This is a genomic window from Betaproteobacteria bacterium (assembly GCA_009693245.1).
GTDB lineage: Bacteria > Pseudomonadota > Gammaproteobacteria > Burkholderiales > SHXO01 > SHXO01.
On the sequence record SHXO01000079.1, the window covers coordinates 1 to 15775 of the forward strand.

13 protein-coding genes and 1 tRNA gene are annotated in these 15775 nt (G+C 58.9%); all 14 read right to left on the reverse strand.

The genetic code is table 11. The features are described 5' to 3' along the window. Positions 1–143: elongation factor Tu (locus EXR36_12480; protein ID MSQ60425.1), on the reverse strand; the 143-nt coding region annotated here is incomplete at its 3' end. Positions 144–172: 29 nt separating this feature from the next. Continuing rightward, positions 173–2266 (reverse strand): elongation factor G, encoded by a 2094-nt coding sequence (gene fusA / locus EXR36_12485; GenBank protein MSQ60426.1) that lies wholly within the window; start codon positions 2264–2266, stop codon positions 173–175. Positions 2267–2311: 45 nt separating this feature from the next. Beyond that, complete coding sequence (locus tag EXR36_12490) at positions 2312–2782, reverse strand: 30S ribosomal protein S7 (protein MSQ60427.1); 471 nt, start codon at positions 2780–2782, stop codon at positions 2312–2314. A gap of 68 nt (positions 2783–2850) precedes the next feature. Beyond that, complete coding sequence (locus EXR36_12495) at positions 2851–3228, reverse strand: 30S ribosomal protein S12 (protein MSQ60428.1); 378 nt, start codon at positions 3226–3228, stop codon at positions 2851–2853. Positions 3229–3444: 216 nt separating this feature from the next. Continuing rightward, positions 3445–7686 carry a DNA-directed RNA polymerase subunit beta' gene (gene rpoC, locus EXR36_12500; protein MSQ60429.1) on the reverse strand — a complete coding sequence of 1414 codons (4242 nt, stop codon included), beginning with the start codon at positions 7684–7686 and terminating at the stop codon, positions 3445–3447. 81 nt (positions 7687–7767) lie between these two features. Then, positions 7768–11841: a DNA-directed RNA polymerase subunit beta gene (gene rpoB, locus EXR36_12505; protein MSQ60430.1), complete on the reverse strand. Its 4074-nt coding sequence runs from the start codon at positions 11839–11841 to the stop codon at positions 7768–7770. 226 nt (positions 11842–12067) lie between these two features. Continuing rightward, positions 12068–12445: a 50S ribosomal protein L7/L12 gene (locus EXR36_12510; protein MSQ60431.1), complete on the reverse strand. Its 378-nt coding sequence runs from the start codon at positions 12443–12445 to the stop codon at positions 12068–12070. 41 nt (positions 12446–12486) lie between these two features. Then, the gene (locus EXR36_12515) at positions 12487–13017 is read right to left on the reverse strand and encodes a 50S ribosomal protein L10 (GenBank protein ID MSQ60432.1); all 531 of its coding nucleotides are present in this window, start codon (positions 13015–13017) and stop codon (positions 12487–12489) included. A 314-nt stretch (positions 13018–13331) separates the two neighbouring features. Continuing rightward, complete coding sequence (locus EXR36_12520; GenBank protein ID MSQ60433.1) at positions 13332–14039, reverse strand: 50S ribosomal protein L1; 708 nt, start codon at positions 14037–14039, stop codon at positions 13332–13334. After that, entirely contained in the window at positions 14036–14473 is a 438-nt protein-coding gene (gene rplK / locus EXR36_12525; GenBank protein MSQ60434.1) for a 50S ribosomal protein L11, read from the reverse strand. Before rplK ends, EXR36_12520 begins: the two co-directional genes overlap by 4 nt. 63 nt (positions 14474–14536) lie before the next feature. Next, positions 14537–15070 (reverse strand): transcription termination/antitermination protein NusG, encoded by a 534-nt coding sequence (nusG, locus tag EXR36_12530; protein MSQ60435.1) that lies wholly within the window; start codon positions 15068–15070, stop codon positions 14537–14539. A 32-nt stretch (positions 15071–15102) separates the two neighbouring features. Next, positions 15103–15438 carry a preprotein translocase subunit SecE gene (gene secE, locus EXR36_12535; protein MSQ60436.1) on the reverse strand — a complete coding sequence of 112 codons (336 nt, stop codon included), beginning with the start codon at positions 15436–15438 and terminating at the stop codon, positions 15103–15105. Positions 15439–15530: 92 nt separating this feature from the next. Next, positions 15531–15606 (reverse strand) — tRNA-Trp (locus EXR36_12540). 21 nt (positions 15607–15627) lie between these two features. Further along, the coding region (locus tag EXR36_12545) for an elongation factor Tu (GenBank protein ID MSQ60437.1) at positions 15628–15775 on the reverse strand (148 nt) is incomplete at its 5' end.

Consider the following 15775-nt stretch of genomic DNA (forward strand, 5'->3'; position numbering starts at 1 on the left):
TCGTAGTTCTTCGCCTCCCCACCGAATTTCTTCGCCAAGATGTGCGTCATCGCCGCCGTCAGCGTCGTCTTCCCATGGTCCACGTGACCGATCGTCCCTACGTTCACATGCGGCTTCGTCCGCTCGAATTTACCCTTAGACATGGTGCCTCCTATAACCTTTAAGAACCATGCTATTTCTTGTTAATGACCGCTTCGGCGACGTTCTTGGGCGCCTCGGAGTAGTGCTTGAACTCCATGGTGTAAGTCGCCCGGCCCTGGCTCAAGGAACGCAGAGTCGTCGAATAGCCGAACATTTCCGCCAGGGGCACTTCGGCCTTGACGACCTTGATGCCACCCACTTGCTCTTCCATCCCTTGAATCATGCCTCGGCGGGAGGACAGGTCGCCCACCACGTTACCCATGAAGTCTTCCGGAGTTTCCACTTCCACGGCCATCATCGGCTCGAGAAGGACAGGGTTGGCCTTGCGCATGCCGTCCTTGAAACCTAGGATGGCAGCCATCTTGAAGGCATTCTCGTTGGAGTCCACCTCGTGATAGGAACCGTCGAACAAGGTGACCTTCACGTCCACCACTGGGAATCCCGCCAGCACGCCGCTCGTCAACGCTTCGTTAAGTCCTTTTTGCACGGCGGGTATGAATTCTCGCGGTACCGTGCCGCCCTTGATGGAATCCACGAATTCGTAACCCTTGCCTGACTGGTTAGGCTCGATCTTCAGCCACACGTGTCCATACTGGCCCTTACCACCGCTTTGCTTGACGAACTTGCCTTCGGATTCGGTGACTTTCTTGATCGCCTCGCGATAGGCCACCTGCGGTTTGCCCACGTTGGCCTCGACGCTGAATTCGCGGCGCATGCGGTCGACGATGATCTCAAGGTGCAATTCACCCATGCCCGAGATGATGGTCTGGCCCGACTCCTCATCGGTGTGCACACGGAACGAGGGATCTTCCTGAGCCAGACGTCCCAGAGCAATTCCCATCTTCTCCTGGTCAGCCTTGGTCTTGGGTTCCACGGCCTGGGAGATCACGGGCTCGGGGAAAATCATGCGTTCGAGGATGATGACTTTATCGGGATCGCACAGCGTGTCGCCCGTGGTGGCTTCACGCAGTCCCACGGCCGCGGCGATATCGCCCGCGCGCACTTCCTTGATCTCTTCGCGCTGGTTGGCGTGCATCTGCAGCAGGCGGCCGATACGTTCCTTGCGACCCTTGATGGGGTTGTAGATGGTGTCGCCAGAATTCACCACACCGGAATAGACCCGGAAGAAAATCAGTTGGCCGACGAACGGATCCGTCATGATCTTGAAGGCGAGCGCCGAGAAAGGCTCGCTGTCGGCGGCCTTGCGCTCCACTTCCTTGCCATTTTCCGTCTCGCCATGCACCGGGGGAATATCCACGGGGGCTGGCATGTAATCGATCACCGCATCCAGCATGGCCTGCACGCCTTTGTTCTTGAAGGCCGAGCCACATAGCATGGGCACGATTTCGCACTCGATGGTGCGATGGCGCAAGCCCCATTTCAAGTCCTTGTCGGAGAGATCGCCCTCTTCCAGGTACTTGTTCATCAACTCCTCGGAAGCCTCGGCGGCCGCCTCGACCATCTTCTCGTGCCACTTCTTGGCCTCATCCGCATATTGCGCGGGAATATCGCGCATCTCGAACTTCATGCCCTTGGAGGACTCGTCCCAATAAATCGCCTTCATGCGCACCAGATCGATCACGCCTTCGAACTTCTCTTCGGCGCCGATGGGTATCTGAATGGGGATGGGATCGGCCTTCAAGCGACTGCGCATCTGGTCATGGACCTTGAAGAAGTTCGCCCCTTGGCGGTCCATCTTGTTGACGAAGGCCAGGCGCGGCACGCCGTACTTGGTGGCCTGGCGCCACACGGTTTCGGACTGGGGTTGTACTCCGCCCACGGCGCAATACACCATGCACGCACCATCGAGCACGCGCATGGAGCGCTCCACCTCGATGGTGAAATCCACGTGGCCGGGCGTATCGATGATGTTGATGCGATGCTCGGGATAACCCTTGTCCATCCCGGTCCAGAAGCAAGTGGTCGCCGCGGACGTGATGGTAATTCCGCGCTCGCGCTCTTGCTCCATCCAATCCATGATGGCGGCACCGTCGTGCACTTCGCCGATCTTATGGGACACGCCGGTATAGAACAGAATGCGTTCCGTCGTCGTGGTTTTTCCGGCGTCGATATGCGCGCTAATCCCGATATTTCGATAGCGGTCTATTGGCGTCGTTCGTGGCAATTTGGCACCCTGTCTTGATGGTAATGCTTGATGATGAAGCAGCGGCTAGAACCGGTAATGGGCGAAGGCTTTGTTGGCTTCAGCCATGCGGTGAACTTCCTCGCGCTTCTTGATGGCGCCGCCGCGACCCTCGGCAGCCTCGGCCAGTTCGGCCGCCAAACGGCCCGCCATGGATTTCTCGCTGCGCTTGCGCGCGGCTTCGCGAATCCAGCGCATGGCCAGCGCCGTGCGGCGCACCGCGCGCACTTCCACGGGCACCTGGTAGTTTGCTCCCCCTACGCGGCGGCTCTTCACTTCCACCACCGGCCGAACATTGTTGAGCGCGTCCGAGAACACCTGCAACGGATCCTTGCCGCCCTTCTTGTTGATCTGCGACAGCGCTCCGTACACGATGCGCTCCGCGACGGACTTCTTGCCGCGGGTCATCACCACGTTCATGAACTTGGCGACATCTTCGCTGATGTACTTCGGGTCCGGAAGAACCTCGCGTTTGGGAACTTCTCTACGTCTAGGCATGGTCTACAAATCCTAATTGATGGGCTGCAATAAGTTGCTGCAATAATCAGCCGCGATAATCAGCTGCACTAAGCGGTCTTGGGCCGCTTGGCTCCGTACTTGGACCGGCTCTGCTTGCGGTCCTTGACCCCCTGGGTATCCAGGCTTCCGCGCACCACGTGATAACGCACGCCAGGAAGATCCTTGACCCGGCCGCCGCGAATGAGAACCACCGAGTGCTCTTGCAGGTTATGGCCCTCGCCGCCGATGTAACCGATGACTTCGAAGCCGTTGGTCAAGCGCACCTTCGCTACCTTGCGCAGGGCGGAATTGGGTTTCTTAGGCGTCGTGGTGTAGACACGAGTACAAACCCCGCGCCTCTGGGGGCTGTTTCCCAGCGCGGGAACCTTGCTCTTTTGGGGCTTCGCCGCACGCGGTTTACGCACCAGTTGATTGATTGTTGGCATCTAAGCTACCTTCCGCTTGTGATCGATCCGGATTCCGCCGCTTGCCGCCACGCTGGCCCGCAAGCCCTCCGGACAATGATTCTTTGACCCACAAAAAAACCGAGGACGACATCTCTGTCGTCCCGGTATTTGATCCGCTCCTCGCTACCCGGAGCTATTTATCTATAGCTGTCTGGGCGAAAAGACCGGCGATTCTGATGTTTCCACACCACATTGTCAAGCAACTTGCTCGTCTTGCCGCGGCAAGACTTCCTCGGGCATGGATGAGGAAGTGCTGCCAAGGGCGGAAGCCCCGCTTTGGAGCTTGCGGCGCGTCGTGTGGTGTGCCAATCCCGTCCCTGCCGGGATCAGGCGGCCCACGATGACGTTTTCCTTCAAGCCTCGCAACTCGTCGCGTTTGCCCATGATGGCCGCCTCGGTGAGGACCCTGGTGGTTTCCTGGAAAGAAGCGGCGGAAATGAAGGAATCCGTGGACAGCGAGGCCTTGGTGATACCGAGCAATATATTCTCGTAAAGCGCGGGCTTCTTGCCGCCCGCGCCCGCCTGCTCGTTCACCAGTAACACCTCGGAGCGCTCCACCTGCTCGCCGGTGATGAAATCCGCATCCCCCGCATCGGAGATTTGCACGCGGCGCAGCATCTGGCGCACGATCACCTCGATGTGCTTGTCGTTGATACGCACACCCTGCAACCGGTAAACGTCCTGCACCTCGTCGATGATGTAGCGCGCCAGGTTTTCCACCCCCAGCAAGCGCAAGATATCGTGGGGATCGGCTGGGCCGTCCACGATGGTCTCGCCCTTGTTGACGATCTGGCCGTCGTGCACCATCACATGCTTGTCCTTGGAAATGAGGAATTCATGGGCAACCCCATCCAGGTCGGTGATGACCAGGCGCTGCTTACCCTTGGTGTCCTTGCCAAAGGACACGGTGCCGGTGACTTCGGCCAGCATGCCTGCGTCCTTGGGAGAACGTGCCTCGAACAACTCCGCCACCCGGGGCAGACCACCCGTGATATCGCGCGTTTTGGAGGTCTCTTGCGGGATCCTCGCCAGCACTTCACCCACTTGCACCACCTGGCCATCCTTCACCGTAATCACGGAGTGGATCTGGAAGGTGATGTTCACGGGCAAATCCGTGCCGGGGATTTTCACCTCATTGCCGGTATCGCCGATCAACTTGACGCTAGGCCGCAAACCCTTGGACTGCGTACTGCTGCGCCGCTTGGGATCGATGACCACCAGGGTGGATAGGCCGGTTACATCGTCTATCTGGCGTGCAACCGTGGTGCCTTCTTCCACGTTCTCGAACTTCACGCGGCCCGCGAATTCGGTGATGATGGGCCGGGTATGGGGATCCCAGTTCGCCAGAATTTTTCCTGGTTTGACCGGGGCGCCGTCGCTCACCAACAAGGTGGCCCCATAGGGAATCTTGTGGCGCTCGCGCTCACGGCCGTTATCGTCCGCGATGATGATCTCGGCATTTCGTGCGATGGCGATCTGTTCGCCGCGCTGGTTGGTCACGTAGCGCATGGCGGAGGCGAAACGAGCAGTGCCCGCCGACTTGCTTTCCATTTGGCTCACCACCGCCGTACGGGAGGCCGCACCACCGATGTGGAAGGTACGCATGGTGAGCTGGGTACCGGGTTCGCCGATGGATTGCGCGGCGATGACGCCGATGGCCTCCCCCACGTTGACCAGCGATCCCCGGCCTAGGTCACGCCCGTAGCACTTGGCGCACAACCCCCAGCGGGTTTCGCAAAAGAGCGGTGTGCGCACGCGTACCTCGTCCACTCCCATCGTCTCGATGAGATCGACGTGGTCCTCGTTGATCAGGGCGCCTGAAGGGATAACCACCTGGCCGGAGTCTGGATTGGTGACTTCCGTGGCGCATGTGCGCCCCAGGATGCGTTCCCGCAGCGCCTCCACGACTTCACCGCCCTCGATCAAGGCCTTCATGGTGAAGCCCTCTTGCGTGCCGCAATCGTCCTCGGTGACCACTAAGTCCTGGGTCACGTCCACTAGACGGCGCGTTAGGTAACCGGAGTTGGCCGTCTTCAAGGCCGTATCCGCCAAGCCCTTACGCGCACCGTGAGTGGAAATGAAGTACTGCAACACGTTCAGCCCTTCGCGGAAATTCGCCGTGATGGGGGTTTCGATGATGGAGCCATCGGGTTTGGCCATCAAGCCGCGCATACCCGCCAATTGGCGGATCTGGGCCGCGGAACCGCGCGCGCCGGAGTCCGCCATCATGTAGATGGAGTTGAAGGATTCTTGCAGCACTGGCTGGCCTTTCTTGTCCAGCCGGGGCGCCAATTTGCCTCTCCTGGCATCCCACTCCATGACGGTTTCGGAACTCAGGCGGTCCATCATGGCCTTGGCCACGACGTCGCCCGCGCGCCCCCAGATGTCCACGACCTTGTTATAGCGCTCGCCTTGCGTCACCAAGCCGGACGTGTACTGGCGTTCGATCTCCTGCACTTCTTTTTCCGCGCTGGCGATGATGTCGTGCTTTTCCCGTGGCACCCCCATGTCGTCCACGCATATGGACACGCCCGCGCGCGTGGCGAAGGTAAAGCCGGTGTACATCAGCTTGTCGGCGAAGATCACGGTTTCACGCAACCCGCAACGGCGGAAGCTGGCGTTGATGAGGCGCGAAATTTCCTTCTTCTTGAGCGTCTTGTTGACGGCGGAGAAAGCGAGCCCCGGTGGCATAATCTCGGAGAGCAATGCCCGGCCCGTCGTGGTTTCGTAACGCGTGATCTGTTCCAGCAATTCGCCCTGCGCGTCCAAAACCACTTCCTTCACGCGCACGACGATGCGCGCTTGCAGATCGATCTGCTTCGTATCGTAGGCACGCAATACTTCGTTCACGTTGCGGAAGAGCATCCCGTCGCCGCGCGCGCCCACTTTTTCGCGCGTCATGTAATACAAGCCCAGCACGATATCTTGCGAAGGCACGATGATGGGGTCGCCGTTGGCGGGAGAGAGCACATTGTTGGAGGAGAGCATGAGCGTTCTCGCTTCCATCTGCGCTTCCAGGGACAAAGGCACGTGTACCGCCATCTGGTCGCCGTCGAAGTCGGCGTTGAAGGCCGCGCACACCAGCGGATGCAGTTGGATGGCCTTGCCTTCGATCAACACCGGCTCGAACGCCTGAATACCCAGACGGTGCAGCGTGGGAGCCCGGTTCAGCATGACCGGATGCTCGCGAATCACTTCTTCCAGAATGTCCCAGACTTCCGCCACTTCTTGCTCCACCAAGCGCTTGGCCGCTTTGATGGTGGTGGCCAGTCCCAGCACTTCGAGCTTGTGGAAGATGAAGGGCTTGAACAGCTCCAGCGCCATCTTCTTGGGCAAACCGCATTGGTGCAATTTCAGTTGCGGGCCCACCACGATCACGGAACGGCCGGAGTAATCCACGCGCTTGCCCAGCAAGTTCTGGCGGAAGCGGCCGCCCTTGCCTTTGATCATGTCGGCCAGGGACTTCAAGGGGCGCTTGTTGGCGCCGGTCATGGCTTTCCCGCGGCGGCCGTTGTCGAGCAAGGAATCCACGGATTCTTGCAACATGCGCTTTTCGTTGCGCACGATGATCTCGGGCGCCTTCAGTTCCAGCAGACGCTTGAGGCGGTTGTTGCGGTTGATGACGCGGCGGTACAAGTCATTCAAGTCGGAGGTCGCGAAGCGGCCGCCATCCAGCGGCACCAACGGGCGCAACTCTGGCGGCAGCACGGGCAGCACTTCCAGGATCATCCAATCGGGATGAATGCCGGACTTGTGAAAGGCTTCCAGCACCTTCAGGCGTTTCGCGAGCTTCTTGATCTTGGTCTCGGAATCGGTGCCATCCAAGTCCTTGCGCAGCTTGTCGATTTCCTTGGTGAGATTAAGCGCGCGCAACAACTCGCGCACGCCTTCGGCCCCCATGACGGCGGAGAACTCATCGCCAAACTCTTCCACCTTGGCGAGGTAGTCGTCCTCGGTCAGCAATTGCCCGCGCTGAAGCGGCGTCATGCCGGGATTGGTGACCACATAGGCTTCAAAGTAGAGCGCGCGCTCGATGTCGCGCAGCGTCATGTCGAGCACCAATCCCAACCGGGAAGGCAGCGACTTCAGGAACCAGATGTGAGCCACTGGCGAGGCCAACTCGATATGCCCCATGCGCTCGCGGCGCACCTTGGACAAGGTGACTTCCACACCGCACTTCTCGCAGATCACTCCGCGATGCTTGAGTCGCTTGTACTTGCCGCACAAGCATTCGTAATCCTTCACGGGACCGAAGATCTTGGCGCAAAACAAACCGTCGCGCTCTGGCTTGAAAGTCCGGTAGTTGATGGTTTCCGGCTTCTTAACTTCGCCATAGGACCAGGAGCGTACCTTTTCCGGCGACGCCAGTCCGATGCGAATCGCGTCGAACTCTTCTTCCTGCGTGACTTGTTTAAACAGATCCAGTAAAGCTTTCATGTCACCTCCAAGAGGATTCAATGGGAAGCCGCGCCTTCCGGGCACGGCTCACGCGCTTCTTCATAAAATCAGATCGCGAAATCAATTGCGGTCAAGATCGATATCGATGGCCAGCGAGCGAATCTCCTTCACCAGCACGTTGAAGGATTCTGGCATGCCCGCATCGATCTTGTGCTCGCCCTTCACGATGTTTTCGTAGACCTTGGTGCGCCCGGTGACGTCGTCGGATTTCACCGTCAGCATCTCTTGCAAGGTGTAGGCGGCGCCATAAGCTTCCAGCGCCCAGACCTCCATCTCGCCGAAACGCTGGCCGCCAAACTGAGCTTTACCGCCCAGGGGCTGCTGCGTGACCAAGCTGTAGGGTCCTGTCGAACGCGCGTGCATCTTGTCGTCCACCAGGTGGTGCAATTTCAGAACGTGCATGTAACCCACCGTCACCGAACGGTCGAAGGCATCGCCCGTGCGCCCGTCGTGCAACGTCACCTGCCCGCTGCGAGGCAGCCCCGCCAAATCGAACATGGTCTTGATCTCCTCTTCGGTGGCACCGTCGAAGACTGGCGAGGCGAAAGGCACGCCGTCGCGCAGGTTATCGGCGAGATGCGCGATCTCCTGGTCGTTCAACGAGTCGATGTCCTCGGGCTTGCCGCTGGAGTTGTAGACCAGGTTCAAGGCCTTGCGCACATCGGCCAGGCGGTTGCCCATGTCGAGCAGGTCGCCGATACGCTTACCCAGCCCCTTGGCAGCCCATCCCAGGTGAGTTTCCAGGATTTGTCCCACGTTCATCCGCGAAGGTACGCCCAGCGGATTGAGCACCACGTCCATGGGAGTTCCGTTGGCCATGTAGGGCATGTCTTCCACGGGAACGATCTTGGAGATGACCCCCTTGTTACCGTGACGGCCCGCCATCTTGTCGCCGGGCTGCAAACGCCGTTTGACCGCGATGTAGACCTTCACCATTTTCTGCACGCCCGGGGGCAACTCGTCCCCGCTGGTGAGCTTCTTCTTCTTCGCTTCGAAGAAGACGTCGAACTCCTTGCGCTTTTGCTCCAGGCTGTCCTTCAACTGCTCTAGCTGGATGGCTGCATCATCGGCGGCCAAGCGGATGTCGAACCAGTGATGACGGTCAATGGCGTTCAGATACTCCTGCGTAATCTTGGTGCCCTTGGCGATCTTGTTGGGTCCGCCGTTGGCGATCTTGTTGAGGAGCAACCGCTCGATACGCCCGAAGGTATCGCCTTCCACGATGCGCAATTGATCGTTGAGATCGGTTCGGTAACGCGCGAGTTCATCGTCGATGATCTGTTGGGCGCGTTTGTCACGATCGATTCCCTCGCGAGTAAACACCTGCACATCGATCACGGTCCCAGACATGCCCGAAGGCACGCGCAAGCTGGTGTCCTTGACGTCAGAGGCCTTCTCGCCGAAGATGGCGCGCAGCAATTTCTCCTCGGGGGTGAGTTGGGTTTCGCCCTTGGGCGTGACCTTGCCCACCAATACATCGCCGGCTTCGACTTCGGCACCGATGTAGACGATGCCGGATTCGTCCAAGCGCGCGAGCTGGCCTTCCGATAGATTGGAAATGTCGCGCGTGATTTCTTCTGGCCCGAGCTTGGTATCGCGCGCCACCACCGAGAGTTCCTCGATGTGGATGGAGGTGAAGCGGTCCTCCGCCACGATACGCTCCGAGATCAAGATGGAGTCCTCGAAGTTGTAACCGTTCCAAGGCATGAAGGCCACGAGCAGATTTTGCCCCAAGGCCAATTCGCCGAGATCCGTGGAGGCCCCGTCGGCGATGACATCGCCCGCGCCGATCTTGTCGCCCTTCCTGACGATGGGCCGCTGGTTGATGTTGGTGTTTTGGTTGGAGCGCTGGTACTTGACAAGGTTGTAGATATCCACGCCCACGTCCCCGGCGCCAGTCTCCTCGTCGTTCACGCGAACCACGATGCGGTTGGCGTCGGTGTAATCCACCTCGCCCCCGCGGCGGGCTTGGACCGCCGTCCCGGAATCCACCGCCACGGTGCGTTCGATACCCGTGCCGACGAGCGCCTTCTGCGGACGCAAGCAAGGCACGGCCTGGCGTTGCATGTTGGAACCCATCAACGCCCGGTTCGCATCGTCATGCTCCAGGAACGGAATGAGCGATGCCGCCACCGACACGATTTGCGAGGGCGCCACATCCATGTACTCGATGCGGTCCGGCGTGCTCATCATGAATTCGTTCTTATTGCGGCTGGACACGAGCTCGTCCATCAACTTGCCCTTCTTGTCGATGCCCGCGTTGGCTTGCGCGATTACATGGTGGCCTTCATCGATGGCGGAGAGGTATGCAATCTCGTCCGACACGCGGCCGTCCTTCACCTTGCGATAGGGCGTCTCGATGAACCCGTAATCGTTCACGCTGCCAAACAGGGCGAGCGAGTTGATCAAGCCGATGTTCGGGCCTTCCGGCGTTTCGATCGGGCACACGCGGCCATAGTGCGTGGGGTGCACGTCGCGCACTTCGAAGCCCGCGCGCTCGCGCGTCAAACCGCCTGGTCCCAAGGCGGATACACGCCGCTTGTGGGTGATCTCCGACAACGGGTTGGTCTGGTCCATGAACTGGGACAGCTGGCTGGAACCGAAGAACTCGCGCACCGCCGCCGAAACCGGCTTGGCGTTGATGAGATCATGCGGCATCAGATTTTCCGATTCCGCCTGGGACAAGCGTTCCTTCACCGCACGCTCGACTCGCACGAGCCCCGCGCGGAATTGGTTCTCAGCCAACTCGCCCACGGAACGCACGCGCCGGTTACCCAGATGATCGATATCGTCGATCTCGCCCCGGCCATTCTTCAAATTGACCATGATCTTGATCACCGCCACGATGTCCTCTTTCGACAGCGTGGAAGTGCCCGTGATCTCCGTCCTGCCCACCCGGCGGTTGAACTTCATGCGGCCAACAGCCGACAGATCGTAGCGGTCGGGCGAGAAGAACAACGCGTTGAAAAGCGTCTTGACGGCATCTTCCGTGGGCGGCTCGCCGGGACGCATCATGCGATAGATGGCGACCTTGGCGCTTAACTGGTCCTGGGTCTCGTCGATCCGCATGGTCTGCGACATGAAGGGGCCTTGATCCAGCTCATTGGTATAGATCGTATTGATTTTGTCGACTTCAGCTTCGGCCAGCTTCTTCAATACTTCATCGGTGATTTCGTCGTTGGCGCGCGCTAGCACCTCGCCGCTTTCCTTGTCGATGATGTTGTGCGCGAGCACCTTGCCCAATAAGAAGTCTTCACCCACTGGATGCTTGGAAAGGCCCGCCTGTTCCATCTCACGCACGTGCTTGATGGTGATGCGCTTGTCCTTCTGGACAATGACCTTGCCTTGCTTGGTGACGATGTCGAAGCGCGCGATCTCGCCGCGCATGCGCTCGGGTACGAAATCGAAGGAGATTCCCTTCTTGTTCACATGGAAGGTATCGAACTCGAAGAATTGCGCCAGGATCTGCTCCGGCGTGTGGCCCAGTGCCTTTAACAGAATGGTCACCGGCATCTTGCGGCGGCGGTCGACACGGAAGTACACGTAGTCCTTCGGGTCGAACTCGAAGTCCAGCCACGAGCCGCGGTAGGGGATGATGCGCGCCGAGTACAACAACTTGCCCGAAGAATGGGTCTTGCCGCGATCATGCTCGAAGAACACGCCAGGAGAGCGGTGCAACTGCGAAACGATGACGCGCTCGGTGCCGTTGATGATGAAGGAACCGGTGTCCGTCATGAGCGGTATCTCGCCCATGTAGACCTCTTGCTCCTTCATCTCCTTGATGGTGGGCTTGGAAGCCTCCCGGTCCATGATGATGAGGCGCACCTTCGCCCGTAACGGGGAAGCGAAGGTCAGTCCGCGTTGCTGGCACTCCTTCACATCGAAGGGCGGAACACCGAGCGAAAAGCTGGAGAATTCAAGGCGAGCGTTGCCCGAATGACTGGAGATGGGAAAAATGGAACTAAAGGCCGCTTGCAGCCCTTGGGTTTTTCGCTTCTCGGGTGAAACGTCCGCCTGAAGAAAGGATGCGTAGGAGTCGATCTGGGTGGCGAGCAGATAGGGTACTTTAAGCACGCTTGTTCGCTTGGCGAAACTCTTACGGATACGCTTCTTCTCCGTGAACGAATAGGTCATGGCCGCTCCGAGTGAAGTACAGGAAAGGTTATGAAAAGGGGATGCGTGGAGGTCGCGGGAATACAGCGATAGACACTCTGTTCGTTACCAAGAATCAACAAGCGTCTATCGATGGACTCCAAGACCGCTCCGCTAAAAACTATGTCACCTACATCACGATTACTACTCGCCCAACGGCAAAAGGCCAGCGGTTGCCCGCCAGCCCATTGCTTCAAACAATGTTCTACTACTTGATCTCTGCCTTGCCGCCGGCTTCGATAATTTGCTTCAAGATGTCCTCGGCTTCTTTCTTCGGAATTCCTTCCTTGACGGGTTTCGGGGCGCCGTCCACCAAGTCCTTGGCTTCCTTCAAGCCCAGGGCGGTAATAGCGCGCACCACCTTGATGACGCTGACCTTGCTCTCGCCAGCTCCTGTGAGCATGACGGTGAATTCGGTCTGCTCTTCGACCGCGGCGGCGGGTGCACCGCCACCGGGTGCGGCCACGGCCACGGCCGCGGCGGCTGACACGCCGAATTTCTCTTCCATATCCTTGATGAGTTGAGATAACTCAAGCACGGTCATCTTCGCGATCGCGTCGAGGATTTCAGCTTTTCCTAATGCCATTTGTTTGCTCCAATTTTAGTAAACGTTAGCGAGCGCGGCCCTTAAGCGGGCTGCTGCTCCTTTTGGTCTCTGACTGCCGCCAAGGCGCGCACGAACTTACTGGGCACTTCGTTCATGGTTCTCACCAACTTCGTCACGGGTGCCTGCATGGCGCCCATCAGCTTGGCCAGCAGTTCTTCCCTGCTGGGCATGCTGGCCAGGACCGCCACTTCCTTCGCTGTCATCACTTGGTTGTGCATCGCGCCGGCTTTGATCACCAGCTTGTCGTTGGTCTTCGCGAACTCCTGAAGAACCTTCGCGGCGGACACCGGATCCTTGGACATCCCGTAGGCGAGCGGCCCGACCATATGCTTGGCCAGACCTTCAAACGGGGTGCCCTCGACCGCGCGCCGGGCTAGGGTGTTCTTAAGGACGCGAAGATAGACGCCCGACGCGCGTGCTTTCGCCCGCAACACCGTGACATCCACAACATGCATTCCGCGATACTCGGCCAGAATAATGGCTTGGGAGCCCGCGACCTGTCCGCCTATTTCGGCAACGACAGCCTTCTTGTCTTCTAAGCTTAGACTCAAGGCCTACCTCCTTGCTATGTAAGGGTGGCACCGAACCGCGATGCCACCCGGTCCCAGAAATAGCGACCTTCGACAGACACATTCACCGTAGCAAACCCGGGTGGGACAACAGCCGTTAGCGACGAACCGCTGGTTGCATGGAGCAAACTCGCATCCCTTCAAATCTGTCTTGGGAACCGCCATCTGCGTTGGGTGATTTCACACGATGCTCCGTGTTCCACCGATTAAGTATTCGCATGATGCTGCCTGCTCACACCCCAACGGTCTTTGACAACCCACCCCTCACTATTTAAGCGAGGGGTGGCCCAAAGTTCTTACTGCTGTCCTTGCGCCGTGAGGCTACTTTGTTCTACGCGAACGCCGATCCCCATGGTGCTGGAAAGCGAAACCTTCCTCAAATAAATGCCCTTGGCACCCGAGGGCCGCGCCTTGTTCAACGCGTCGATCAGAGCCAACAAATTTTCCTTCAACGCCTCTTCCGTGAAGGAGGCGCGTCCTATCGTGGTGTGGACGATGCCCGCCTTGTCGGTACGAAACTGAACTTGTCCAGCCTTGGCATTCTTCACCGCACCCGCCACGTCCGCGGACACGGTTCCGACTTTCGGGTTCGGCATCAGTCCGCGCGGCCCAAGAATTTGGCCCAGTTGGCCCACCACGCGCATGGCATCCGGGCTGGCAATGGCCACATCGAAATCGATCTTGCCTTGCTTGACTTGCTCGGCCAAGTCTTCCAGGCCGACGATATCCGCGCCCGCGGCACGAGCCTTGTCGGCGTTCTCGCCTTGTGTGAATACCGCCACCCGCACGGTCTTGCCCGTTCCCTGAGGTAGCACGATGGATCCGCGCACGAGTTGGTCGGATTTCTTCGCATCCACTCCAAGGTTCACGGCCACGTCTATGGCCTCATTGAACTTGGCCGTGGCGGCTTGCTTCACTAGCTTCAACGCATCCGCTACGGCATAGGCCTTGGCATGATCGAAGCCGGCGCGAATGGCCCTCTGGCGTTTGGATGGCTTGCTCATTTTCCGAATCCCTCCACTTCCACGCCCATGCTGCGCGCGCTACCGGCCACGGTACGAACGGCGGCTTCAAGATTAGCTGCCGTCAGATCGGGCATTTTGGTCTTGGCCACTTGTTCGGCTTGTGCCCGCGTCATCTTACCGACCTTGTCCAGATGGGGTTTGGGACTGCCCTTATCCAATCCAATGGCCTTCTTGATGAGTACCGTGGTGGGAGGCGTCTTGAGAATGAAGGTAAAGCTCTTGTCCTGGTAGGCGGTAATCACCACCGGCAAGGGCAAACCTGGCTCGTAACTCTGCGTTTGCGCATTGAACGCCTTGCAGAATTCCATGATGTTCAATCCACGCTGGCCCAACGCCGGCCCAATGGGCGGGCTGGGATTGGCCTTTCCAGCGGGCACTTGCAGCTTGATAAGCCCAACTACTTTCTTCGCCACTTCGATCTCCTATGCGGGTACAAGCGGATGCCTCGCGGCACCCTCCCCAATTAGTCCAACTGCTTATGCCTTCTCGACTTGCGAGAAGTCCAACTCCACTGGCGTGGATCGTCCAAATATGGAAACCGACACCCGCAGTTTGTTCTTGTCGTAGTTCACTTCCTCCACGTTTCCGTGGAAGTCCGTGAAGGGCCCTTCTTTCACCCGTACCGCCTCGCCGGTCTCGAACAAGACCTTGGGCTTGGGTTTCTCCACGCCCTCTTTGATCTGATTCAAGATCGCCTGCACTTCCTTCTCGCTGATGGGCGTGGGCTTCGTAGCCGTTCCGCCGACAAACCCGGTGACTTTGGCGGTGTTCTTCACCAGGTGCCAGGTGTCGTCCGTCATCTCCATCTCCACCAGCACGTAGCCGGGAAAGAACTTGCGCTCGCTCAGGGCCTTCTGGCCCGCGCGCATTTCCACCACTTCTTCCACGGGGACCAGGATCTGGCCGAAGCTATCCTGCATACCGGCACGCTGAATCCGGTCCTGGAGCGCGCGCGAAACGCTCTTCTCGAATCCGGAGTAAGCGTGAACGACATACCACTTCTTGCTCATCCCAATATTCTCCGACCGGTTCTCAGACACGCTCACCCGATCAATAGACGAACGAGCCATACCAACAGCGCGTCCACGAACCAAAGAAATATGGCCATCACGATCACGAAAAGCGCCACCACTCCGGTCGTCTGCAAGGCCTCCTTACGCTGCGGCCAGACAACCTTCCTGGTCTCGGTGACCGAGTCCTGGCAATAACCATAAAATCGCTTCCCGGGCTCCGAAGTGAAAGCCACGGCACCGGCGATGACAAAGCCCAAAATAATCACACCCAGCCTGATGATCAGGGGACTCGCTGCAAGGTAGACCGAGCCCACGATGCCCGCGACCACGAGCAAGGCGGCCAAGGCGACCTTAAACTTGTCCATGACTGGATTGCTTTCGATGACAGCGCTCAACGGGGGTTCCCTCTACTGCTTATTCGATTCAAGGCGTGACTTCACGTCGGGCAGGGAAATACTGGCAGGCCAGGAGGGTCTCGAACCCCCGACCTTCGGTTTTGGAGACCGACGCTCTACCAATTGAGCTACTGGCCTGTATTTCCCTACGGATACACACTACTCGAGTATTTTAGCCACGACGCCGGCACCCACGGTGCGGCCCCCTTCTCGTATCGCAAACCTCAGCCCCTCCTCCATCGCGATGGGCTGGATCAGCGCCACCGTGATCGAGATGTTGTCCCCAGGCATCACCATCTCGGTCCCC